The 26,581-nt window shown below is 32.7% G+C and carries 19 protein-coding genes; 16 read left to right on the top strand and 3 right to left on the bottom strand.

Features of this window, described 5'->3' with window-relative positions:
* Positions 1-4 precede the first annotated feature (4 nt).
* From OYT91_RS07960 to OYT91_RS07915, 10 genes are all read left to right on the top strand, one after another.
* The gene (locus tag OYT91_RS07960; RefSeq protein ID WP_281240215.1) at positions 5-1,483 is read left to right on the top strand and encodes a RagB/SusD family nutrient uptake outer membrane protein; all 1,479 of its coding nucleotides are present in this window, start codon (positions 5-7) and stop codon (positions 1,481-1,483) included.
* Positions 1,484-1,495: 12 nt separating this feature from the next.
* The gene (locus OYT91_RS07955) at positions 1,496-3,103 is read left to right on the top strand and encodes a hypothetical protein (RefSeq protein ID WP_281240214.1); all 1,608 of its coding nucleotides are present in this window, start codon (positions 1,496-1,498) and stop codon (positions 3,101-3,103) included.
* A gap of 15 nt (positions 3,104-3,118) precedes the next feature.
* A complete protein-coding gene (locus OYT91_RS07950; RefSeq protein WP_281240213.1) occupies positions 3,119-4,771 on the top strand; it encodes a family 16 glycosylhydrolase in 1,653 nt (550 codons plus the stop codon).
* A 267-nt stretch (positions 4,772-5,038) separates the two neighbouring features.
* A complete protein-coding gene (locus OYT91_RS07945; RefSeq protein ID WP_281240212.1) occupies positions 5,039-6,307 on the top strand; it encodes a glycoside hydrolase 5 family protein in 1,269 nt (422 codons plus the stop codon).
* Positions 6,308-6,351: 44 nt separating this feature from the next.
* Complete coding sequence (locus OYT91_RS07940; protein ID WP_281240211.1) at positions 6,352-9,753, top strand: 1,3-beta-D-glucan phosphorylase, GH149 family; 3,402 nt, start codon at positions 6,352-6,354, stop codon at positions 9,751-9,753.
* Position 9,754: 1 nt separating this feature from the next.
* Complete coding sequence (locus OYT91_RS07935; RefSeq protein WP_281240210.1) at positions 9,755-11,029, top strand: glycoside hydrolase family 17 protein; 1,275 nt, start codon at positions 9,755-9,757, stop codon at positions 11,027-11,029.
* Between the two features lie 335 nt (positions 11,030-11,364).
* Positions 11,365-12,792, top strand: a complete 1,428-nt coding sequence (locus OYT91_RS07930) for an MFS transporter (RefSeq protein WP_281240209.1) — start codon at positions 11,365-11,367, stop codon at positions 12,790-12,792.
* Between the two features lie 271 nt (positions 12,793-13,063).
* The gene (locus OYT91_RS07925) at positions 13,064-14,626 is read left to right on the top strand and encodes a sugar porter family MFS transporter (RefSeq protein WP_281240208.1); all 1,563 of its coding nucleotides are present in this window, start codon (positions 13,064-13,066) and stop codon (positions 14,624-14,626) included.
* A 570-nt stretch (positions 14,627-15,196) separates the two neighbouring features.
* Complete coding sequence (locus tag OYT91_RS07920) at positions 15,197-15,781, top strand: RNA polymerase sigma factor (RefSeq protein ID WP_269222280.1); 585 nt, start codon at positions 15,197-15,199, stop codon at positions 15,779-15,781.
* A 51-nt stretch (positions 15,782-15,832) separates the two neighbouring features.
* Positions 15,833-15,976: a hypothetical protein gene (locus OYT91_RS07915; RefSeq protein ID WP_281240207.1), complete on the top strand. Its 144-nt coding sequence runs from the start codon at positions 15,833-15,835 to the stop codon at positions 15,974-15,976.
* A gap of 84 nt (positions 15,977-16,060) precedes the next feature.
* Here OYT91_RS07915 and OYT91_RS07910 read toward each other — a convergent pair whose 3' ends face one another.
* The 3 genes from OYT91_RS07910 to folE form a co-directional block, all read right to left on the bottom strand.
* A complete protein-coding gene (locus tag OYT91_RS07910; RefSeq protein WP_281240206.1) occupies positions 16,061-16,711 on the bottom strand; it encodes an endonuclease III domain-containing protein in 651 nt (216 codons plus the stop codon).
* A gap of 100 nt (positions 16,712-16,811) precedes the next feature.
* Positions 16,812-17,132: a hypothetical protein gene (locus tag OYT91_RS07905; protein ID WP_281240205.1), complete on the bottom strand. Its 321-nt coding sequence runs from the start codon at positions 17,130-17,132 to the stop codon at positions 16,812-16,814.
* A gap of 40 nt (positions 17,133-17,172) precedes the next feature.
* Positions 17,173-17,844, bottom strand: a complete 672-nt coding sequence (gene folE / locus OYT91_RS07900; protein ID WP_269222284.1) for a GTP cyclohydrolase I FolE — start codon at positions 17,842-17,844, stop codon at positions 17,173-17,175.
* 150 nt (positions 17,845-17,994) lie between these two features.
* On the opposite strand from folE, the gene OYT91_RS07895 reads away from it, so the two are divergent.
* From OYT91_RS07895 to OYT91_RS07870, 6 genes are all read left to right on the top strand, one after another.
* Positions 17,995-18,693 (top strand): ABC transporter ATP-binding protein, encoded by a 699-nt coding sequence (locus OYT91_RS07895; protein ID WP_281240204.1) that lies wholly within the window; start codon positions 17,995-17,997, stop codon positions 18,691-18,693.
* Positions 18,694-18,758: 65 nt separating this feature from the next.
* The gene (locus OYT91_RS07890; protein WP_281240373.1) at positions 18,759-19,523 is read left to right on the top strand and encodes a TIGR02757 family protein; all 765 of its coding nucleotides are present in this window, start codon (positions 18,759-18,761) and stop codon (positions 19,521-19,523) included.
* Between the two features lie 433 nt (positions 19,524-19,956).
* Positions 19,957-21,018: a HEAT repeat domain-containing protein gene (locus tag OYT91_RS07885; RefSeq protein ID WP_281240203.1), complete on the top strand. Its 1,062-nt coding sequence runs from the start codon at positions 19,957-19,959 to the stop codon at positions 21,016-21,018.
* A 50-nt stretch (positions 21,019-21,068) separates the two neighbouring features.
* Complete coding sequence (locus OYT91_RS07880) at positions 21,069-22,439, top strand: glycosyltransferase family 2 protein (protein ID WP_281240202.1); 1,371 nt, start codon at positions 21,069-21,071, stop codon at positions 22,437-22,439.
* A 42-nt stretch (positions 22,440-22,481) separates the two neighbouring features.
* Entirely contained in the window at positions 22,482-23,753 is a 1,272-nt protein-coding gene (locus tag OYT91_RS07875; RefSeq protein ID WP_281240201.1) for a YaiO family outer membrane beta-barrel protein, read from the top strand.
* 238 nt (positions 23,754-23,991) lie between these two features.
* A complete protein-coding gene (locus tag OYT91_RS07870) occupies positions 23,992-26,211 on the top strand; it encodes a glycoside hydrolase family 20 protein (RefSeq protein WP_281240200.1) in 2,220 nt (739 codons plus the stop codon).
* Positions 26,212-26,581 lie beyond the last annotated feature (370 nt).

Genomic DNA, 26,581 nt, shown 5'->3' with positions numbered 1-26,581 from the left:
AAAAATGAAAAAGTATATATTTATTACAGTTACAAGTTTAGCGCTTTTCTCTGCAATTTTCGTTTCTTGTAGCGATAATTTCATCGAGCGTGATATTGAATATTCCATAGATTCAGAGAATTTCTTTAATTCTAAAAGCGATTATGACAAAGCACTTATTGCTGCTTATGACATGCTTCAATCTAGTTATATTAATGTCTTGATGGGGGAAATAGCATCGGATAATACTTTGTGCGGAGGAGAAAGTCCTACTGATGTTATTGGTTTTCAGCAGATTGATGATATGACGCATACTCCCGTAAATGACAATCTTAAAAATCTTTGGGATTGGATGTTTGCAGGTGTACAAAGAGCAAATTATATCTTGGAGTTTAAAGATAGAACTGATTTTGAAGGTAAAGCACAAATTATAGGAGAAGCTCGTTTTCTTAGAGCTTACTACCATTTCGAATTGGTTAAATGGTTTGGTGGAATACCAATGAATGGAGATAAAAGATTTATGCCAGGAGATGAAACTAAAGTGCCTCGCTCTTCAGTTCAAGAAGTATACGCTTCTATCGAAGCCGATTTGATTTATGCTTCTCAAAATTTATCACCTACTGCTTCAGAAACAGGAAGAGCTACAAAAGGTGCTGCGCTTGCTTTATTAGGAAAAGCCTATTTGTATCAAAATAAATTTCCAGAAGCAGCTGCTGCATTAGAACAAGTAATTACTTCGTCTAAATATTCTTTAGTATCAGATTACGCTTCTATTTTTGAAATGGCAGGTGAAAACGGAGCAGAATCTATTTTTGAAGTACAATATACCGATGTCGAAGGTGCCGGTTTTGGATGTTTGCAATGTAGCGAAGGGAATGTAGCTGTTGGATTTAGTGGAGTACGAAATTATACTGGACCAAAATATACCTCTGGTTTTAGTTTTAATGTTCCTACCAAAGAAACGTACAATTCATTCGAAGTTGGAGATACAAGATTAAATGCTTCCTTGTTGGATATTGCCGCTTGGGCAACTGCCAATAGTGCTACTTATGGTAAAGGAAATGAAGATACTGGGTACTTTAATCAAAAATACTTACCAAGATTGAGAAGTAGTAATGCTGTAGGAGATTTGAACTTAACAAACCCTAATAATTACAGATCGATACGTTATGCTGATGTATTGTTAATGGCTGCTGAAGCTTTGAATAGAGGCGGTATAAATGATACCAAAGCGCAAGGCTATTTGAATCAAGTAAGAGATCGTGCTTTTGGCGATACCGATCATAGAATTTCTTCAACTGGACCTGCATTAACAGATGCAATTTGGAAAGAGAGAAGATCTGAATTTGTTGGTGAAGGGTTTCGTTTCTTCGATTTAGTTCGTACAGGTAAAGCTGTTGGTACAATCCCTGGATTTGTAGCAGGCAAACATGAATTATTCCCTATTCCTTTGCAGGAAATACAATTTTCTAATGGAAATTGGAGTCAAAACCCTGGATATTAAAAAACTATTATTATGAAAAAAATACATTTTATTATAAGTCTTTTTGTTCTGGCAATCGCAATGGGTTGTTCAGATGATACAAGTACAGTTGATTTGGATGCTATAGCAGCACCAACCAATATTTCTGCTTTGACAACAGTTACGCAGGATAATACGGGTAAAGTTACTTTCTTACCAAAAGGAGAAGGGGTTTCTCAATATGAAATCTACTTTGGAGATGGTACTACAACTCCAGCAATGGTTAATCCAGGAGAAACAGTCTCTCATGTGTATAAAGAAGGGGTGTACCAATCTAAAATTGTTGGGACTACATTAAACGGAAAACGTACTGAAGTAATTCAAGAAGTAGTAGTCTCGTTTAAAGCGCCAGAAAATTTAGTAGTGACAATTACAAATGATTTGGCCGTTTCCAAAAAAGTAACGGTAACTGCTAAAGCTGATTTTGCATTATTTTATGATGTGTATTTTGGCGAAGCTGGAAAACCAGATCCTATTTCTGGAAATAATGGTACTGCTGTTTCTTATACATATCAAAATGCAGGAGTTTACACTATTCGTGTGGTTTCTAAAAGCGCTGCTGTTAAAACAACGGAATACACAGAAGATTTTACAGTAACAGTTGTTAATAAACCTTCTGCTTCTGCAGCAACGCCTCCAAATAGACTAGCTACTGATGTGATTTCTATTTACAGTTCAAAATATGCAAATGTTGCTGGAACTGATTATTTCCCAGATTGGGGACAAGGGGGTCAAGGTAGTAGTTGGACTGAATTTGATTTGAATGGAGACAAAATGCTGAATTATATCAAATTGAGTTACCAAGGGATACAATTTGGTTCATCTGTTGATGTATCGGGAATGGAATTTCTTCACATGGATGTATGGACTGCCGATGTTCAAAAACTTGAAACTTCTTTAATTAGTAAAACAAATGGGGAGAAACCAGTTGTAAAAGATCTAGTGGCTGGTCAATGGAATAGTATTGACATTCCAATTTCAGCATTTACGTCTCAAGGATTAACAGTTGCAGATATTCATCAATTAAAATTTGTTGGAACTCCTTGGGCTACAGGGTCTGTATTTATTGATAATATTTATTTTTATAAACAAGCCGCGACAAGTACAGGACCTTCTGCAGCACCTACACCTACGGTAGCAGCATCCAAAGTGATTTCGATGTTTAGTAATGCTTATACAAATGTTGCTGTTGATACTTGGAGAACGGGTTGGTCTAATGCAACTCTTGAAGAAGTTGTTTTAGCAGGAAATGATGCCAAAAAGTATATCAATTTGGATTTTGTTGGTATCGAAGCTACAACAACACCTATCGATGCTACAGCAATGACTCATTTTCACACCGACGTCTATTCTGCTGATTATACCACTTTCAAAGTAAAATTGGTTGATTTTGGAGCAGATGGAAAATTTGCAGGTGGCGATGACAAAGAGCATGAAATTACTGTCAATGCACCAGCTCAAAACACTTGGGTGAGTCTTGATATTCCATTGAGCGATTTTACAGGTTTAACAACAAGAGCTCATATTGCACAGCTTATTTATGTTGGAGCTCCATCAGGTGCAAATACAGTATATATAGACAATGTCTATTTTCATAACTAATTAAATTAAAGGAACATGAAAAAAATAGTTTTAAATATAATAGCCATTTTTAGTTTGCTACTGATGGTGAATTGTCAGGAAGATAATTATTCTTTCGGGGCATTAGTTGCACCTTCTAATCTAAAAATAACTGCAGAAATAGTAGGTGTAACAGATCAAGCTCCATTTGGAGACGGTTCAGGTAAAGTGAAGTTTACTACAACTGCAGATAATGCAATTTCTTATAAATATATTTATGGAGATGGTGTAAACGAAACTTCTCCTGGTGGAGTTGCAGAGCACGCTTTTACAACGGTTGGGGTAAACACTTATACTGTAACCATAATTGCATCTGGAAAAGGTGGAGTGACTAGCAATACAACAGTTGATGTAAAAGTATTGAGTAATTTTAGCGATGAAAAATCTACTAATTTATTAACAGGTGGAACTGCTACTGGGAAAAAATGGTATTTGGCTGCTGGAGAAAAAGGTCATCTCGGTGTGGGTCAAAATGATGGTGATGCGGCTAAAAATTATTTTGCCAATTATTATCAAGCAGGTCCTTTTGAGAAATCGGCTACTTGTTTCTATGATGGTGATTATACTTTTGCTTTAGTAGGAGGTAAAATTGAATACAAACACGATAATAAAGGGAATACTTTTTTCCAAAATTCGTACAAAAGTGTTGGTGGTGGTACTAATGGAGGTGATGACCAATGTTTACCTTACAATACAACCGGAACTAAAATTGTAGCGCTAAGTCCTTCGACTTCTGTTGTTTCTAAAAATCCTGAAGCGGCCAAACAAACAACTGGAACGGTGATGAATTTTTCTGATGGTGGTTTCATGGGGTATTATGCAGGAGCAACTCAATATGAGATTTTATCACTTACAGAAAACAGAATGGTAGTTCGTTTTGTACAAGCAAATAATACTGGATTGGCTTGGTACCAAATATTTACTACTTCGCCTCCCGTTGCTGCTGATGATACCGTTTATACCAACCTAGTTTGGTCAGACGAGTTCAGCACAGATGGTGCGCCAGATCCTGCAAAATGGACTTACGACTTAGGAACAGGCTCAAATGGATGGGGAAATAATGAAGCTCAAAACTATACGAATGTAGCTAAAAACGTAAAAGTTGAAGGTGGAAACCTTATCATTACTGCAATAAAAGAAGCTTCTGGTGGAAAAGAATATTCTTCGGCTCGTATCAAAACACAAGGATTGTACGATTTTAAATATGGTACGATCGAAATGAAAGCCAAAATGCCTAAAGGCGCTGGAACATGGCCTGCTTTCTGGTCACTTGGTGCTTCGGCTGGAACATGGCCAGAAATTGGAGAAATCGATTTTATGGAGTTTGTGGGAGCAAAACCAACTCAAACACAATCTGCTCTACATTATCCTAATAATTCAGGGGGTAATGCTAAGGTAAAAACGACTGTAATTGCAAATGCCGATACCGAGTATCATATTTACAAAACCATTTGGTCTCCAAAAACCATTCGTTTTTATTTAGACGGAGCATTGTACTTCACATTTGACAATTCAGATACTTCATTACCATTTCACAAAAACTTCTTTATGATCTTAAATGTGGCAATGGGCGGAAATCTTGGTGGAGCAATTGATCCTGCTTTTACACAATCAGCAATGATTGTAGATTACGTAAAAGTATATCAATAAATAATTAATGAAATGCATCAATTGCAAGTAGGTTGGCTCAGGCTAACTTACTTGTACATTGATTGTATTTATAAAGTTAATCTCAATTTATAATCCATTATACGAAATTATCGGAACTCAATTCTAATTTTCAAGAATGAATTATGATTGTATAAAACCATAAAATTCTAAACTAGTATTTTTTTCTAAACACTCAATTAAACCAATTTTAATGTTTTTTAGATTCTGATTTTCATTTTTAAAAAACGTTCAAATTAAGCTATAATTATGCGAAAAATTATTTTTTTACTGCTCCTTTGGAATTGTACAACCACTATTTATTCTCAAGCAGATAAGGTTACGATAAATCAAAGTAAATTAGGATTTAAACTTAAGGTTAACGGACAAGATTTTATTGTCAATGGAATGAATTGGGATTATTTCCCCATTGGCAAAAATTATACTTATATCCTTTGGGAACAGCCAGAGGAAATAATCAGAAAGGCATTGGACAATGAAATGCCATTATTAAAAAATATGGGGGTAAATACCATTCGAGTTTACACTGGTATTCCCAAAAAATGGATTGAATACATTTATAAGAACTATGGCATTTATACGATGCTCAATCATCCATTTGGCCGATATGGTTTGTCAATTAATGGAACTTGGGTTGCCAATACCGAATATTCAAACCCCAGTACTCACGAAGTACTTTTGAATGAGGTCAAACAATTAGCCTCAGATTATAAAGACACCAAAGGCTTGCTATTGTTTTTATTGGGTAATGAAAACAATTACGGTTTGTTTTGGGAAGGTGCCGAAACAGAGAATATTCCAGTGCAAGACCGAAAATCTACTGCCCGTGCTCAAGCGTTGTACCAATTGTTTAATGAGGCTGCCGTTGTCATCAAAACTATTGATAATTCGCATCCAATTGCAATTTGTAATGGTGATCTTCTTTTTCTGGATCTAATAGCAAAAGATTGCCCAGATGTAGATGTTTTTGGAATCAATGTGTATCGCGGAATCTCTTTTGGTGATGTATTCGAAAGGGTGAAAAAAGAATATGGAAAACCTATTTTGTTTACTGAATTTGGTTCGGATGCTTTTAATGCCATAACCAATAAAGAAGATCAAAAGGCACAGGCAACTATTCTAAAAGGAAACTGGCAAGAAATTTATGAAAATGCTGCGGGTATTGGCAAAAGCGGAAATTGTATTGGTGGTTTTACTTTTCAATTTAGCGATGGTTGGTGGAAAATGGGACAAACCACAAATCTAGACATTCATGATTCAAGCGCTTCTTGGGGTAATGGTGGTTATGTTTTTGATTTTGAAAAAGGCAAAAATAATATGAATGAAGAATGGTTCGGTATTTGTGCCAAAGGGCCAACAACTGAAAACGGAATGTATCAATTAAAACCAAGATCAGCTTATTATTTATTAAAAAAAGTACATCAACTTAATCCATATAGCAACAGCAATTCATTAAAGAAGCTTCAAAATAGTTTTAAGAAAATTAAAATAATTGAAACTTCAAAAAAGGCAGAATAAGTAATTATAAAACACGAAATAAAAATATATAAAAGCATAAAAACATGAAGATAGTCGAATTAGAAGGAGAGAAATATTATAAAATCGAAAACCACGATACAATAAGACCTTTTTTTATGAGCATCGTGAGTGATTCCAATCATTGGTTGTTTATTTCAAGTAATGGTGGACTTACAGCAGGTAGGAAAAACGCAGAATTTGCTCTTTTTCCCTATTATACAGATGATAAAATAACCGAATTTGCCGATATTACTGGAAGTAAAACTATTTTTCAGGTTCTTCACGAAGGTAAAGTTTGGATGTGGGAACCCTTTACAGAACGCTTTAATGAAAACTACAATCTTACCCGAAATTTATACAAAAACTTCTATGGGAACAAAGTCATTTTCGAAGAGATTCATAACGATTTGCAACTGACTTTTAGATACCAATGGAGTTCTAGTAACCTTTTTGGATTTGTAAAGAAATCGGAGATTATAAACAACTCTTCTATTGATTATACTATTCGAGTATTAGACGGTATTCAAAATATACTACCGCATGGAGTAGGCAGTGATTTACAAAATAGTACCAGTAATCTAGTTGATGCCTATAAAAGAAGCGAATTAAATGCCGAAAGTGGTTTAGGGATTTTTGCTCTGAGCGCCATTATTGTTGATAGAGCTGAGCCAAGTGAAGCACTAAAAGCTAATATTGTTTGGTCATTGGGAATGAACAATCCAACTCATTTATTGTCTTCAAAACAACTTCCTGCTTTTAGAAAGTTGCAAAAAATAACTGGAGAAACAGATGTAAAAGGCGAAAAAGGAGCTTATTTTATTTCGAATGAGTTGCATTTGCCTCAAAACACTTCTAAAGATTGGAAAATTATTGCCAATGTAAATCAAAACCAATCTCAAGTGATTCAACTTTGTGAGTCAATTAAACATGATAAAACGCTTGAACAACAACTTATTGATGATGTTGAATTAGGTAAACATAACCTGATCGCTTTGAATGCAGGGGCTGATGGTTTGCAATTTACGGCAGATAAATTAATAGATACACGCCATTTTGCTAATTCTCTTTTCAATATAATGCGTGGAGGTATTTTTGACGAAAATTATCAAATAGGGAAAAAGGATTTTACACACTATATAGCCAAAGCAAATGCTGAGGTGTTTGATAAAAATAAGGTGTTTTTAAATAATTTAAATAATGAGTTTTCTTCTATTGAACTTCTTCAATTGATTCAAAATCAAGAAGATGAAGATTTGATAAGACTTTGTACGGAATATTTACCTTTAAAATTTAGCCGCAGACACGGAGATCCAAGCCGTCCTTGGAATAAATTTTCGATCAATACTCGTAGTGAAGTAGACGATTCTAAAATTTTGGATTACGAAGGAAACTGGAGAGATATTTTTCAAAACTGGGAAGCTTTAGCTTACGCTTATCCCAATTTTATTGAAGGAATGATTTCTAAATTCCTGAATGCTTCAACTTTTGATGGTTATAACCCTTATAGAGTTACCAAAGGCGGTTTTGATTGGGAAGCAATTGAACCCGATAATCCTTGGTCGTATATTGGCTATTGGGGGGATCACCAAATTATTTATTTATTGAAGTTTTTAGAGTTTATCGAAAAGTTCTATCCAGGAAAATTAAATTCTTATTTTGATGAAGAATGTTTTGTATATGCAGCCGTTCCTTACACGATAAAAGCGTATCAAGATATCTTGAAAAATCCAAAAGATACCATAGAATACAATCACGTTTGGGAGAAAAAAATAAATGAACAAAGGGCAAAAATTGGTGCAGATGGTGCACTGATCGTTAATGCCAACAATGAAATTTATCATGTAAATTTTATCGAAAAAATATTAGCAACTGTTTTGGCCAAAATGTCAAATTTTATCCCAGAAGGCGGAATTTGGATGAATACCCAAAGACCAGAGTGGAATGATGCTAATAATGCTTTGGTAGGAAATGGAGTTTCAATGGTTACACTATGTTACTTGCGTAGGTTCTTGAAAACATTCGAAAATATTCTAGAAAAATCTGAACTAGAATATGTAAATATTTCAACCGAAATGGTTAGTTTTTATCAAAGTATTCGAGAGTGTTTGTTAGCAAATGAGAGTGTGCTTTCGGGTAAAATAGACGATAAAAAACGCAAAAAAATCCTAGATCAATTAGGCTTAGCCGCTTCAGAATATAGATTGAATATTTATAAAAATGGATTTTCAGACAAAAAAAGAACGTTGTCAATTGAAGGTTTAAAACAATTTTCTAAAGTGAGTTTAGCGTACATAGATCATTCGATTCAGGCCAATCAAAGGCCAGATAAATTGTATCACGCTTATAACTTAATGTCTATTGAAAATGATGGAGTAGTAGTTTCGAACCTGAGTGAAATGCTGGAAGGACAAGTTGCTGTATTGAGTTCAGGATATTTAGATGCAAGAGCCTCATTAGAAATAATAGATGCTTTAAGAAACAGTGCTTTGTATCGTCCAGATCAAAACAGTTATATTTTGTATCCAAACAAAGAATTACCAAAATTCTTAGAAAAAAATTGCATTCCTAAAGAAAGTGTAGAAAAATCTACTTTATTAACAACATTAATTGCAACTTCAAACAATGCAATTATCAATAGAGATGTAAAAGGAGATTATCATTTTAATGGAAATTTCCACAATGCAAATGACCTAAAAGAGGCTTTGGTTCAACTTGAAAATAACGAAGAATTTAAAGTTATGGCCAAAAATGAAGCAGATGAAATTCTTCAAATATTTGAAGATGTATTCAATCACAAAGCTTTTACGGGTAGATCTGGGACATTCTTTGGTTATGAGGGCTTAGGTTCTATTTACTGGCACATGGTTTCCAAACTGCATTTGGCAGTACAAGAAGTAGTTGAAAAAGCGCATACTGATCATGCTGATGATAACGTAATTCTAGCATTGTCCAAACATTATGCTGCAATTGGAGACGGTATTGGTGTGCATAAATCTCCTGAAGTATATGGTGCTTTCCCAACGGATCCTTACTCGCATACTCCTTCGCATAGAGGTGCGCAACAACCTGGAATGACAGGACAAGTTAAAGAAGATGTTCTTACTCGAAAAGGCGAATTGGGTGTAAAAATAAAAAATGGTCAACTTTCATTTGAACCTACTTTACTCAATGAAAATCAATTTTTGCAACAAGAGGAAATCGTGAGTTTTATAGATTTTGGTAACAAACCTTATTCAATAACTTTAGATAAAGGAAGTCTAGCGTTTACCGTTTGTCAAGTGCCAATTGTTTATAAAAAAGGAAATGCGAATCAAGTTGAAATTAAATTCAAAGATGGTAAAACCGAAACTGCTTCTACTTTGACTTTAAGTCATGAAAATAGTCAAAAAATATTCAATCGTACAGGCGAAATCATTCAAGTAACAGTTTGTCTTAACAATTTGTAAAATGAAAAAAATCAAAGCCATATTGGTCCTTTTTTTATTGGCTATTTTGTTTAGCAATTGCAAAAGTATGAATGCTGTTCCTACTGAAATGACGGCCGAGAAAATACTGGGGAATCCTAATTATCAAGCCATGTGCTATGGTGGCTATCGGGACAATACCAGGGATATTGAGCCTACCGTTTCGCAAATAACCGATGATTTAAAAATCCTTTCGGCTATGAATATCAAAGTGCTTCGAACTTATAATGTGCATCATACTGAAATCTCTAACTTGTTGAAAGCGATTAGAATTGTAAAGAAAGAGAATCCAAAATTTGAAATGTATGTAATGTTAGGAGCTTGGATTGATTGCAAAAATTCTTGGACATCAAATCCACTTATCCGAAATGAAGACAGTGAACGCAACCCAATAGAAATTGCCGAAGCTGTAAAACTAGCAAATGAATACCCAGATATTGTTAAGATTATTTCTGTTGGAAATGAAGCAATGGTAAAATGGGCATGGGCTTATTATGTCGAACCAAGCATTATATTGAAATGGGTCAATTATTTGCAAGATTTGAAGAAACAGCAAAAATTAGGCAAAGAGGTTTGGATAACAAGTTCCGATAATTTTGCCTCTTGGGGTGGCGGAAGCAATGAATACCATGTTGAAGATTTGAATCAACTTATAAAAGCAGTTGATTATATTTCAATGCATTCCTATCCTATGCATGACACGCATTACAACCCTCAATTTTGGGGAGTTTTAGATGTCGAAGCACAGTTGTCTGAACGTGAAAAAATTAATGCAGCTATGATTCGAGCAAGAGATTATAGTATTGCTCAATACAATGGGGTTTTGAATTACATGAAATCATTAGGTGTAAATAAGCCCATTCACATTGGTGAAACAGGCTGGGCTACGGTATCTAATGAGTTTTATGGAGATTCAGGTTCTAGAGCAACAGACGAATACAAATCGGCAATGTATTACAAACTCATGAGAGAATGGACGAATAAAGAGAAAATGTCTCTTTTTTATTTCGAAGCTTTTGATGAGCAGTGGAAAGATAAAAATACATTGGGTTCAGAAAATCATTTTGGATTAATCAATCTTCAAGGTCAGGCAAAATTTGCGCTTTGGGAAATGGTTGACAAAGGCATTTTTAATGGCTTAACCCGTGATGGAAAACCCATTACTAAAACATACAATGGTAAAGAAGAATCCTTGTGGTTGGATGTTAAAACGCCTTCTACAGTATTGAAAAAAATAACCAATACCGATAAATTTTAATTTATAAAAAAGCATAAAAATTAACTCGTTGGGTGTAATTCATAAAATTTTTATAAAACACTTAGAAACATAGACTTTATTTTAAAAAAGAATATCAAAAAGAAATATATTTCTTTCACATAGAGCACTATATGTGTTTAAAATAAGTGAAACGCCTCTTTTTTGAGCTTAGAAAATCTATGTTTCTAAGTGTTTAAAATAATTGCACCCAACGGGTTACAAGTTATATTAATTGTAGAATGAAAACATTAAAAATAGCTATAAAATAAATTTACAAGTTCAAAAAATAAATAAATTTTAAATACTCAAAATCAAATAACCCAAAATCTCTTACTATGGAAAGTGTTAATATAAATCCCAAAAAAATGGTTCCTATGGGGCAAAAAATCGCCTTTGGTTTAGGCATGTTAGCGAATCAAATGTTTCCTGCGGCTCTAGGTATTTTCATGGTTGTATTAGTGCAGGATTTAGGTTTTCCAGCTTGGATGTGGGGAATTTTGTTTTTCTTGCCTAGAATATTCGATGCTTTTATAGATCCAATAATGGGTTTTATTTCAGACAATACTCGCTCTAAATGGGGTAGAAGACGTCATTATGTTTTTATTGGAGCTATTATTATGGGCGTTTCTTTTGTTGTAATGTGGCAATTGTATAGAGAAAATGGATTGGATTATAATTTTATCTTCTTCCTGTTGTGGTCGTTTGTTTTTTATTTGGGACTGTCGATTTTTAGTGTTCCTTATGTTGCTATGGGTTATGAAATGAGTGATGATTTTCATGAGCGTACCAATATTATGGCCATTTCACAATGGATTGGACAGTGGGCATGGGTAATTGCACCTTGGTTTTGGGTGGTTATGTATGATCCAAAATGGTTCCCTAATGCAGATACAGCCACTAGAACTTTAGCCGTTTGGGTAGGGGTTTCGTGTATGATATTGGCTATGATTCCAGCTATTTTTATTACAAGTAAATCAACCAAAAATGAAGAGAGTTTTGCACCACTAACATTCAAAACTATTGGGGGCAGTCTTAAAGAAATATTTATTAGTTTCAAAGAAGCCTTTATAAGTAAGCCCTTTAGAAAATTATGTATTGCTACTTTTTTGATTTTTAACGCTTTTAATACAGTAGCTGCCTTTTCGTTTTTTATTGTAGTGTATTATCTTTTTAATGGAAGTACGGAGGCTGCAGGTATTTGGCCTACCCTTTTTGGCTGTGTTGGAGCTTTGTCAACAACATTTTTAGTAATACCAATAGTAGCATGGATGTCTAGAAAAACAGGAAAAAAGAATGCTTTCTTAATTTGTCAAGGAATTTCTGTTTTGGGTTACATTTTACTTTGGTTTCTTTTTATTCCTGGTAAACCCTACATGTTTTTATTCGCATTGCCTTTCTTTTCCTTTGGTATTGGAAGTTTGTTTACACTGATGATGTCTATGACTGCAGATGTTTGCGATATGGATGAGTTGACCTCTGGCAAACGAAGAGAAGGAATCTTCGGAGCCATTTACTGGTGGATGGTAAAGTTTGGTTTTGCTATCGCAGGATTATTAACGGGAGTTATTATGTCTTTAGTTGGATTCAATACAGATGCGGCAACCCAAACTGAGGGCGCAATTACTGGTTTGAGACTTTTTTACTCAGGTATTCCAATTTTAGGCACTTTGATTGCTATGTGGATAATGAGAAATTATGACTTAACTGAAGAAAAAGCAAGAGATATTAAAAATGAATTAGCAACTAGAAAAGGAGAAATCTAGGATTTAAACTATTCAGTAATATATTGTCAATAACTCGTTGGGTGTAATTCATAAAAATTTTTATAAAACACATTGAAACATAGACTTTATTTTAAAAAAGAATATCAAAAAGAAATATATTTCTTTCTCATAGAGCATTATGTGTGTTTCAAATAAGTGAAACACCTCTTTTTTGAGCTTAGAAAATCTATGTGATTAAAATAATTGCACCCAACGGGGTATCACTAATAAATAAATGCAAAGAAGACCGTTTTATTAAATTATTACTACTATGCAAACAAAAAAAAGTTCTGTAACTCTAATCGCTCTTGTTGTTGCTATGGGTGGTTTTTTAATGGGATTTGATGCTTCTGTTATTTCTGGAGTAATAAAATTTATTGAACCCGAATTTCAACTTTCAAAAATTGAATTGGGATGGGCTGTAGCCTCTTTATCATTATCGGCTACAGCTGCTATGATGGTTGCCGGACCAATTAGCGACAAATTTGGTAGGATTGTAGTTTTAAAATATTCTGCCATACTCTATGTCTGTTCTGCACTGTTATCAGCCATTGCTCCGAGTTTTTTTATATTGGTTCTAGCAAGAATGTTAGCTGGGATCGGAGTCGGAATTTCTTTAATTATTGCCCCGATGTATATTGCCGAAATTGCTCCTGCAGAAAAGAGAGGTAGGCTGGTTTCTTTCAATCAACTGAATATTGTAATTGGACTTTCTGTAGCCTTTTTTACAAATTACCTTATAGTTCACTTAGGCAATTCAAATGCGTCATGGGTTGAAACGTTTAAAATTAGAGAATACAATTGGAGATGGATGTTGGGTATCGAATTTATTCCTGCAGTATTGTATTTTTTCTTATTGTTTTTGGTTCCTCAAAGTCCAAGATGGCTTATCTTGAAAGGCCGATTAAATGAGGCACTGGATATTATGAAAAATGTTGGGGATGAAAAGGAAGCAGATAAATTAGTAGCCGAAATACAAGAAAGTATTTTATTGGATGCAATCCCAAAAGAAAAAATATCGATTAAAGAGTTATTTGACCCTTCTATGAAATTGGTTATGACTATAGGTATTGGTATTGCAATTTTACAACAAATTGTTGGGATCAATTGTGTGTTTTTCTATGCTCCAATGATATTTGAACAATCTGGGATAGGAACAGATGCCTCGTTTATACAAGCTATCTTGGTTGGAATTATAAATGTTATTTTTACTTTGGTTGCCATGTCATTAATAGATAAACTAGGCAGAAAACCTTTGCTAATTATAGGTGTTAGTGGTATAGCTTTAAGTATGTTTATTTTGTCTTATAGTTTTAATGCGGCAAATTATACGCTTACAACTGCGGCTATGGCTAAGCTACCCATTGAAATAAATAAAGATCAATTGTTGATTTTAAAAGATAAAACTTTTAACACGGATACTGAATTTAAAAAAGCGGTACGATCAACTATCGGAATTCAAGCTGCCAATAGGTATGAATCAGAAATCATATCAGCAGCGATTGAAATGAATGCTACCTTAATATTATTTTGCATTTTAGGCTTTGTTGCTTCTTTTGCCATATCGCTGGGGCCAGTAATGTGGGTATTATTTTCAGAGCTTTTTCCAAATAGAATTCGGGGTATTGCTATTTCGCTAGTAGGTTTTGTCAATTCAGCTGTCAGTTTTCTAGTTCAACTTCTTTTTCCATGGGAATTGTCAAAATTAGGTACTACTTGGACTTTTCTACTTTTTGGACTTTTCGCTTTTTTTGGACTTTTCTTTATTTTGAAATTACTGCCTGAAACTAAAGGTAAATCATTAGAAGAATTAGAGGTTGTTTTAATGAGTTAAGCCGTTTTATTTCAGATTGAATTGCTCATTTTATGTTTGAAAAATAAGCAAATTAAATGATTGGAAAGATAAATTTTCTCAATACAAATTATTTCAATTGGTACTAAAAAGAGTTGTTGCTATAGATTTCACATTTAAAAAATTTTTAAGTTTTATGACTAATTAATTTGTGCTCCTCTTTGAAATCTGTTTTGTTTTTTTGGTTTCATTAAAAAATGAGATCAAAATTTGGTTGTTACTTAGATTAAATTATTCTTTTTTAATTGGTTTTGTAAGTTGTTTTTATTAAGCTAGTTAAAACATTGATTGTAGAGTGTTATTTTATTTTGAGTGAATTTTATTTCAAATAATTAAAAAGTAAGTTTTTGTTTAAAAAATTAACCGTTCTTATGTTTAATGTTTAAAGGAAATTAAAATTAAAATGATATTTGTCAACTTTTTTCTTGCTACTATTAATAATTATTTGTTAAATTTGAATAAAAATTATCTTAATTAACCAACCATAGCCTATAGTAAAAAATTACTTTTTTAGAAGATCCCCAAACTAACCAAATCTAAAAAGGAACGACTATGGCAAATTTACAAAAATCTGATGCTTTATTAGTAAACGATTATATAGCAGGCGACGAAAGTGCTTTATCTATATTAATCAAAAGACATGAATCTAAAATTTATGGTTTTATCTATTCTAAAATTGCAGATAGAGATGTATCTAATGATATCTTTCAAGATACTTTCATTAAAGTTATCAAAACTTTAAAAACCAATTCTTATAACGAAGAAGGTAAGTTTTTACCTTGGATCATGCGAATTGCTCATAATTTAATCATTGACTTTTATAGAAAATCAAAAAAAATGCCTCTTTTCAGAGAAACAGAAGAGTTTTCTATTTTTTCTATTATGTCTGATGATTCTTTAACTATTGAAAATCAAATTATTGCGGATCAGGTTGATGTTGATATTCGTAGGCTAATTGATGAACTTCCAATGGACCAAAAAGAAGTATTAATCATGCGTATGTATCAAGATATGAGTTTTAAAGAAATTTCAGAAACTACAGGCGTTAGCATCAATACAGCATTGGGAAGAATGCGTTATGCAATAATGAATTTGAGAAAAATAATTGAAAAACATCAAATAGTTTTAACAAATTGACAATAAATCAATATATCTTCCGTTATAATGTAAACTAAAATTTATATTAATATGGAAAAGAATTACTCTAAAACATTAAAAATTACTAAAAGGATGAAACCCGATAAGGAAGTGGTGTCTTTTTTATTAAACTATTCCAAAGCTTTGAAAGTTTTAAAAATAGAGGAAAAAATTTTCGAAGTAATCGTTAATTAGGATGTATAACTGATACAACTTAGCATATAAATCAAAAATCAAAAATTCACTAATTTTATTAAAGATTAGTGAATTTTTTTTTCACTATTTGGTAAGAATTGCATTCAAAACTGATTTTCTTCCAATAGTTTTGGTGATAATATCTTTTTCTAAATCCCAACCTCTTGCTGGAGAATACTCTCTGCCATACCAAATAATTTGTAAATGTAAATCGTTCCATATTTCTTCTGGAAAAATACGTTTGGCATCTTTTTCGGTTTGGATTACATTTTTTCCATTGGTAAGATTCCAACGGTACATTAATCGATGAATATGGGTATCTACTGGAAATGCAGGTACACCAAAAGCTTGCGACATTACCACACTCGCAGTTTTATGCCCAACTGCTGGTAATTCTTCGAGATATTCAAAACTTTGCGGAACTTTTCCATTGTGTTTGTCAATCAAAATTTGAGATAATCCATGTATTCCTTTTGATTTCATAGGGGATAATCCACAAGGGCGAATGATTTCTTTAATCTCTTCTACAGACATTTTGATCATATCGTATGGATTATCTGCTTTTGCAAAGAGTAAAGGTGTGATTTGATTTACTCTTACATCGGTACATTGTGCCGATAGTAAAACCGCAATCAATAATGTATAAGGATCTTTATGATCCAGTGGTATTAGTATAGTGGGATATAATTCTTTTAAAGTTTTTATTACAAAAGATACCCGTTCCTTCTTCGTCATTTCATAAGATTTGATTGGTAAAGAAAAGCATTTTCATTGGCAAATACAAAAGCAAACTCAATTTCAATTTTATACTAATGGGAAATAACAGCGCCAGTGTTTATTGTTTTTTATCGCTTATTATATTTTTGTTTCTTTTTATCCAATAGGTATACATCCAAGTTAGGGTAAATGAAGGAACGATATCTGTAAAAGGAAATATTTCTTCGACAAAAGTCAAAACACCAGCTACTTTTCCAACTCTGCCTTCATACATTTTGGTCATCAAAAATCCTGCGAGTGGAGCCCATACGACGTCCGTAAAATCGCCAATAAGTGGGACCGTGAAAGATAACATTCCAATAGCATCGAACAAAATACCTAAAATTAATTTCTTGTTTTTGGCATTTTTATTTTCAATAATTTCGATTTTATTTTCCATATTCTAGATTAGCTTTGTATAAAAATACAAAGCTAATCGATTATTTCTCAGAATTAATCATATTGAAAAAATCATTTCGGTTTTCTTTTTCGTCAAAAATACCACCATATTGTATTGTTGAGGTATAGCTGGATTCATCTTTTATTCCTCTGCTTGAAACACACAAATGTTTGGCTTCCATCACTACAATCACATTTTCTGTTTCTAAAACTGTTTTGAGTTCATTGAAAATTTGCATAATCAATCGCTCTTGAACTTGTGGTCGTCTAGAATAATAATCTACGATCCTATTTAGTTTTGATAACCCAATAACTTTTCCGCTGGAAACATAACCGATATGTGCTTTCCCTACAATTGGCAAAAAATGATGTTCGCAAGTAGAATTAAAACTAATATTGGCTTCTACTAACATTTTGTCATAATTGTAACTATTATCAAAAACTGAAATTTTTGGTTTGTTTTTTGGATCTAAACCCGAGAAAATTTCTTGAATGAACATTTTTGCAACACGATGGGGAGTTCCTTTCAAACTGTCATCAGTCATATCCAATCCCATTTCTTCCATAATAATATGAAAATGCTTTTCAATAGTATTCATCTTTTGTTCGTCTGTTTTAACAAAAGCGTCTAGACGCAATGGCGTTTCAGCAGAAGTCATTTGATGATTATCCCCAATCAAATCGTAAATTTCTTTTTCTAATAGTATTGACATAATGCTATATTTTATTTTGTTTAACAAATCTACATATTAATTAAACAAAAATAACAACTTAACAATAATTTATAATTTATAAGGCCATAAAAAAATTCTATGAGAAGTATAATTAGTAAATACTTTGTTTCTTTGTAAAAACAGTTTTAAATGATACTTGCAAAAAATATCCATAAATATTATGATCAACTCGAAGTTTTAAAAGGAGTAGATCTTCACATCAAAAAAGGCGAAATTGTTTCTATTGTTGGAGCATCAGGCGCCGGTAAAACTACACTTTTACAAATTCTGGGGACTTTAGACAAACCAAGTGCTCCCGTATCTCCAAAAGGAGGAACTGAATTCGAAAAAGGCTCAGCTTCATTGATCATAAATGGGGAAGATATTCTAAAAATGAGCGATAAATTATTGTCTAAATTCAGAAATTTAAATTTGGGTTTTATTTTTCAATTTCATCAATTGTTGCCGGAATTTACTGCTTTAGAAAATGTTTGTATCCCAGCTTTTATTGCTAATAAATCCAAAGCTGAAACCGAAAAAGAAGCCATTAAATTACTGGATTATTTAGGTTTGTCCCATCGAATTCATCACAAACCAAATGAACTATCGGGCGGAGAACAACAACGTGTTGCTGTTGCAAGAGCTCTAATAAACAAGCCAGATGTTATTTTTGCAGATGAACCTTCCGGAAATTTAGATACGCATTCTGCCGAAAATTTGCATCAATTATTTTTTCAGCTTCGTGATGAATTTGGGCAGACTTTTGTGATTGTTACCCATAACGAAGAATTGGCCAATATGGCGGATCGAAAATTAGTTATGGTTGACGGGCAAATTAGCGGTCAGTAATCCAAGTACGATTTATTTTTGCCTATTAAAAGTTGGGTTTAATCATTTCTAAGTATTTTCAAATCATGACCGATTCTGAACTCAAATCATTTCTTGACGAGAAAGTTGTTTTGTACAACAATACCGATTTTATCGAGAGTGATCCCGTGCAAATTCCGCATTTATTTACTCAAAAGGAAGATATCGAAATTGCTGGTTTCCTAAGCGCCACTATTTCTTGGGGTAATCGAAAAATGATTATCAAAAATGCCCATAAAATGATGGATTTGATGAGCAACGCGCCTTATGATTTTGTAATGTCCCATCAAGAAACCGACTTAGAGCGATTGGATACTTTTGTACACAGAACCTTCAATGGTCAAGATTTTAGGGGTTTCATAAAAGGTTTGCAACATATTTATCAAAATCATGGCGGATTAGAACCTGTCTTTAGTCAAAATATAAAAAGGGACGATTTACAAAATAGTATCCATAAATTCAAACAGCTTTTTTTTGAAATTCAACATCTTAATAGAACCCAAAAGCATATTTCAGATCCTTTAAAGGGATCCGCAGCCAAGAGGATTAACATGTACCTGCGATGGATGGTTCGCCAAGATAATAAAGGTGTCGATTTAGGCATTTGGAAATCCATTTCGCCAGCTCTTCTCTCTTGTCCATTAGATGTCCATTCTGGAAGCGTAGCCCGAAAATTGGGATTGCTAACCCGGAAACAAAATGATGGCAAAGCTTTAGCCGAATTGGATTTAAATTTAAGAAGACTCGATCCAATTGATCCTGTTAAATATGATTTTGCTTTATTTGGATTAGGGGTTTTTGAGGGATTTTAGTAAATAAAATCAATTTCCGAGTTTTAAACTTTCAGTATGAATTGTTCGTTTTTTTTTGACTTATTTACTTTATAAACAACTAGAAGTTTAATAGTAGCAGAAGCGAATTCACCTCTTGCGAGTGGTTAGGGCTGTTTTTTTCTTTAAATTGGAATTATTTCATTTTTAAAATGTTGATTTCAAGTATTCACAGTAATAAAAATAAACAACAGGAAAGTTTAATTTCATTAGACTTAATATTGGTATTTAAGTAGGTAACTCAATTTGTTTTTATACGCAAATTAACTCTTTTTAAGTATGTTATAAACCGTTTGGATTTATTTTATTCAGATATTTTAGAAAAATCATTATCTTTATCTAGATTCTTTTATATGAAAAAGAATACTATCCTGCATTTATTTATTAAAAAGTATTTAAAACGGAACACTTATTAATGGATGTATTAATTTATTATTTTATACTCATCATTTTACCTGTTTTAATTTGCGGGTTTTTTCTATTAATCATCATTTTAATCGGTAATAGATATAGATTCGATTTATTTAGACCAAAATTTGAAGCTACAAAAATCGAAATTGACAGTTTTCTTACCAATTTAATTTTTTCTCCCTTTGAGGAAACTTTTTTTAAATTAGAAATTGAACAATTCAAAAAAAGAATTCCTTTCCAGAAAAAATGGTGCAAAAAACTGTTACTTAATGAAATTATTTTTTTGAATTTGAATCTAAAAGGGGAAATAACGAATACATTTCATTTCTTATACGAAGAATTTGAATTGTTTGATTATACCAAACGACTTCTAAAAAGTAATTACTTTTATTTAAAGTGTTTAGGAATGTACCAACTCGAAGCACTGGTTTATAAAAAAGGAATCTCTTATTTAACTCCGTTGTTAAATCACAAAAACAAAAGTGTAAAATCCAAAGCATTTTTAACTTTAATTTCTTTAAAACCGAATAAATTAGAAGATTTAATTGATTTTTCTCATCAAATTACCATTGCCGAAGAAATCAATATTTTAGATATTCTACATCATAAAAAAACAAAAATACCTGCAAATTTGCACCGATGGATTAATTCAGAGAATGTATCTATTGTTAAATTAGGAATAAAATTAATGGTGTTTTATAATTATACTAATGAGAATGAAACGATTGTAAAATTAGTAGAACATCCAAGTAAATCAGTGCGTTATGTTGCAATATCAGCCGTTAGATTTTTGTTTATTTTTGAAGCGGAACAAGTTTTGATAGAACAATTTCAAAAAGAAGACACGAAAAATAAGTTAGAAATTTTCAATACACTTTCTGAAATTGGAGGCAACGATTCCGAGAGTTTCATTGCCCAATTGTTGCTAAAAAAAACAGATGAAACTATAAAACTTGACGCCGTATATTCTCTCTATAAAATAAATCCCCATTTTTTCGAAAATCATTTTTTAGATAATAAAGAGATACAAAAAATGGCTAAACATGTAAAAATTCCAAACATATAATGATAAATGATATTCTAAATATATATACTAATTGTATAGGCATTTTTTCAATGGTTTATATTCTTTGGTATTGCATATTGGCAATATTGTCCTACTATGCCATAAAAACGTATTTAAACAACAAGTATTTTATCCCAAATAATGTTGTTTTAAAATCCAACTACTTGCCAGGTGTTTCTGTTGTTGCTCCCGCTTATAATGAAGGTCCCAATGTGGTTTATAATGTAAAATCATTACTCTCTCTGTCTTACCCAAAATACCAAGTTGTTTTAGTCAATGATGGGAGTACTGATGATACGCTACAACAATTAATCGATGAATTTGAATTGGTGAAAGTTGATTTTTATTATCAGGAAAAAATTAAAACCCAACCGGTTAGAGGTCATTATAAATCCAAAAACCCACTCTATTCAAAATTGCTAGTGGTTGATAAAGAGAATGGAAAAAGCAAGGCAGATGCCTCAAATGCGGGAATAAATTCAACAAAATACCCTTTGTTTTTATGTACTGATGTGGATTGTATTTTGAAAAATGATACTATTATAAAATTGGCTAAACCATTTATTGAAGCTAAAAAAAGAGTCATAGCCACTGGAGCAGGAATCCGAATATCAAATTCCTGTGAAGTGAAAGAAGGCTTTTTAGTCAAAATCCATTTTCCAAAAGGATGGTATCCTAGATTTCAAGAACTCGAATATGTTCGCGCTTTCCTTTTTGGCCGAATGGCATGGAGTCAAATTAATGGTTTGTTATTGGTTTCTGGAGGATTGGGTATGTTTGACAAGGAAATTGCTGTAGCTGCAGGTGGCTATTGGCACAAATCATTAGGTGAGGATATGGAGCTAATTACGCGCATGAGAAAATACATGTATGACAATAAATTACCTTTTGCTATAAAATACATTCCAGAATCTTTATGTTGGACAGAAGTTCCAGCTACAAGAGAAGTTTTGATCAGACAACGGGTACGCTGGGCTCGTGGATTGATTCAAACGTTGTATATGCATAAAAATATTTTCTTTAATCCTAAATATGAAAAAACAGGGTTTTTGATATTTCCTTATTTCTTTTTCTTTGAGTTTTTAATTCCAATTCTTGAGGTAACAGGTGTAATAGTTTTGATTCTGGGGCTTTTTATTTTGGATGTAAATTATATCAATTTTCTTTATTTGTCGTTAGTCGTTTATTTATTTTATCTTATCGTAACATTTATCTCGATATTGTTAGATGATATTATTTATAAAAATTATGCCAATACCAAGGAAATTATTATTCTCATAGTAATGGCAATTATAGAACCATTTTGTTATCATCCTGTAAATGTATATGCTTCGCTAAAAGGGTATTATCATTTTTTTAGACAAAAGGAGCAATCCTGGGGAAACATGCAAAGACAAGGTTTCAGTACTAAGAAAAATTAAAAAGTGAAAGGCAAATCCAAAATTTAAACACTTTAAATTGTTATGATAAATAGACACCACATAAAAATATTCTTTATTCTTTTCCTAGTTTTAGGAATGGCAAAAAATAATTTGGTTTGGTCTCAAAAAATAGATGTAGACAGTCTCTTGAATGTTGCCCTAAACGAAGTAAACAAGGACAAAAACTACGAATCAGCATTGAAAAACACCCATTTGGGAATGAAATTAGCTCCTGATTATTTGGATTTTCATTTGTTGACCGGCCGAATATATCAATTAACAAATGCCAAAGACAGTGCTCGATATTATTACAATTATGTTATCGACAAAAAACCGGTGTATGAAGATGCTTTTACATATTTAATCAATATGGAAATCGAAGAAAAGAACTATGATGTCGCCCAAATAATTGTTGATAAAGCCATTGTTTTTCATCCTGAAAATAAAGATTTTCGATACAAAAAACTTACAATTTATGAATTGCAAGACGACAAAGAAAAGAGAGAACTATATTTAAACGAAATGCAAGCAAAGTATCCCAATGATTCCTATTTCAAATTGCATTATTTTATAGGAGACAGCCGATTCAAGTCGGATCGCATTGGAGTAAACTATAACTATACTTTTTTTGATAGGTCAGGATATGGTCCTTGGCATTTGGCAAGTTTGCAATACATCAAACAACGAAATTGGGGCTCAGCCATTGCTAGAATCAATTATTCCAATCGCAATGCAAATGGTCAAAGTGAAATTGACGGTATTCAATATGAAGCCGAAACGTACTTTTTTACAAGCAAAAGTAGCTACTCCTACATCAGCGCAGGCTATAGTAGTGACCCAATATTCCCAAAAGTAAGACTCGGTTATTCTTTCTTTCATGATTTTAAAAAAGGATGGGAAGGCGATTTAGGAATTCGATATATTAATACCGAAGCGACGAATTTTACCACTGCAGTTTTCGGAATTGGTAAATATTTAGGCTCCTATTGGCTCAATTTAAGGTCTTATTTTCAATTTGATAACAGTTCGGTTTATCCTGCATTTACATTCACAAGCAGGTATTATTTCAACACCCGATTTGATTACCTAACCCTAATTGCAGGATACGGAACTTCGCCAGACGAAAGAACCACCATCGGACAAATACAAAATAGACTTTCGCTCGATTCCTTTCGACTTGGAGGCGGTTATTATCGATTGATAAATGACCATTATGTAACAGGAATACAAGTGTTACTTAACAACCAAGAATATGCCCCTGGGGTAAAACAAATAGAAACCGAAATTGCATTGCTGCTTCAATATCAATTTTAAAAACAGCATTTTAATGATGGCGTGACCCTCAGTCTCGTCCCAAAAGTCGAAACTGAGGGTCGGGCTTTCCGTTCCCGCTTTTTTTATTTTCAATTGCCACAGGTTTAGACCTGTAACAATTAAAAATAAAAAAGAGCTCCACTGCAATCCCTCACGCGAGCGACTGCAAACAAGAAAATAAGTGCTTTAAAACACTTTAAAGGCCAATATGATTTCAGTGAACTAATACATACATAAATTGCAAACTAAACTAATCTATCCAGCAATTATTCTTTTTTTATTCTTTTTTAACTGCAATATGATGGCACAAAACGCTCTAACTTTAGCAAATTCAAAAGGACAGGAAGTGATTATCCTTTCCACAAGTGATAGAACCAATAATGCTGCAACGCTTTTAAAAACCTTTTTAGATCGAGCATTTGAAAATCCATTTCGTATTGAATTTGGGAAAGAAATAAGGAATCAAAACGCCAAAATAATTCTTGAAATTGCAGATAATACAGTTGACGAAAATTCTTTCATTATCAAAAGCGATGAAAAAAATATCACTTTAATTGGTTCTAATGAAAAAACGGTACGATATGCTATTTATACTGTTTTAGAAACATGGGGATTTCGAAAATATACTGCAAAAGACAGCTTTATACCCAAACTAAAATATATCACATTTCCCAAAAATACGAGTCAAACCTACAAACCTTCTTTTGAATATAGAGCATTGTTTTACCCAGATTGTTATGATGAAGCTTTTAGAGATTGGCACAAACTGGATTGGCATATCAATGATTTCGGAATTTGGGGACATTCGTTCTATCAATTATTGAGTGCCAAAACTTATTTCCAATCCAATCCATCTTTTTTTGCACTTTACGAAGGACAAAGAAACAGCGAGTCGCTATGTATGACAAACGATACGGTTGTCGCTATTGTTGCCAAAAAAATGGGCGAAATTATTGCCAAAAATCCCAATGCTGGCTTTTTCTCCATCAGCCAAAATGATGATGTAGTTTATTGCGAATGTAACAATTGCAAAGCTTTGAATGATAAACACGGAGGTCCACAAGGTTCTTTTTATTATTTTCTGAACAAAATAGCAAAGCAATTTCCTAATACCAAAATTACTACATTAGCTTACCTGCATACGTACCGTGCTCCCGAAAACCTAAAAATCGAGTCCAATATTTATACCCTTTTTTGCCCGATTGAAATGAATAGGGGTAAAGCCATTGTTGAATCCCCAAACAACAAAAACTTTCTAAATATCCTAAACAATTGGAGTGCAACGGCACCACATTTGTATTTATGGGATTATACGGTAGAATTCACCAATTACCTTTCACCATTTCCCAATTTGCATACCTTTTCAAAAAATTTTAAACTGTATAAACAAAATAAGGTAAAAGGACTTTTTGTACAAGGATATGCTGATGTTCCAGGGGATTTATATGAGTTAAGGCAATATCTTTTGGCTAAAATAATTTGGAATACACAAATGGATGTTGAAGCAGTTACCAATGATTTTCTAAAAGGTTTTTATGGGAATGCAGCTCCTTTTGTTAAAAAATATATTGATTTACTTACTCAAAATCAGGGGAATATGGATCGTTATTTGGATATTTATTCAGACCCAATTCAAAGTAGGAGCAGCTTTCTTACGCCCGAAGCTATGGATCAATACGATCAAATCATAAGTCAAGCCGAAAATGCCGTTCATGATGATGCTGTATTGGCAAAAAAAGTCTTAAAATTGAGGCTCGCTTTGGAGTATGTTTATTTTGAGCAATCCAAATTTTATGGCAAAGACAAGCACGGAATGTTTGCTGGAAAAAACAAGGAAGATCAAGGTAAGAAATTAAGAGAACGGGTTTTGAATTTTACAAAAAAGTGTAATGAATTTGGAATATACGAACTCAGTGAAGGAGGACTTTCACCCGATCAATATTATGAAGAATGGCTGGCGATAGAAAAAAATGCTTGCAATCATTTAGGAGAAAATATGGAAATTCAATTTTTGACTCCTCCAGCCGATGGAAACAAAGGCAAAGGAACTTATGGATTGGTAGACGGGGTTCGTGGATACAAAAACTACGCTATAAACTGGATTGGGTGGTATGGTACAAATCCCAAAGTTCAACTGAGCACCCATAAAATGAATTTTAATACTATTAGAATTAATACTTTAAATGATCAAAGGCATTGGATTTTTACTCCCCAAAAAATTAGCATCTACGGATTCAAAAATGACAAGTGGGAACTTATTGTTCGATTAAAAAGTGATGAACTCACCGAAATTAGCGAAGTAACTATTAAAGAATGGGAATTCAAATCAGATACGTTTAACCAATGTAGTTCTCTAAAAATTGAAGTCGAAAACGTAAAAGAATTGCCGTATTGGAGAAAGCGAAAAAACAAAAAACCAATGGTAATGCTTGATGAAATTGAGCTTTATAACAAATAATCATTTCTGCTAAATCCTGTTAACTGAATAAGTAATTCTATTTACTTTAAAACAATTTTCTTTTTTTAATTGTCATATTCTATTTTTTCGTTGGGTTTAGTCTAATTCAGTACAGAATGAATAGAAAACGGCACTATTGTTCACATAGCGTAGCTGTTAGAAAAGTAAAAGGTCTATTCTACTTTTTTACACATTATAAAGTCTTTGTTTCTCCTAAGTTAAAAAATAATTTTAACCCACGGTCGATTTTTTTATGCCGTTTTTGTTGACTTTATCGAAGGTTTTGTTCTTTTTAAAAATATAGTTAGGTGTTTTGGCACGATTGTTGTAAATGTGAGTAAAATGATTTATCACACATTCATTTTACAGT

Origin of the sequence: Flavobacterium praedii (genome assembly GCF_026810365.1) — a bacterium.
Taxonomy (GTDB): domain Bacteria; phylum Bacteroidota; class Bacteroidia; order Flavobacteriales; family Flavobacteriaceae; genus Flavobacterium; species Flavobacterium praedii.
Note: the sequence above shows the minus strand (reverse complement) of the source record. Positions and strands in the feature narration are given on the sequence as shown.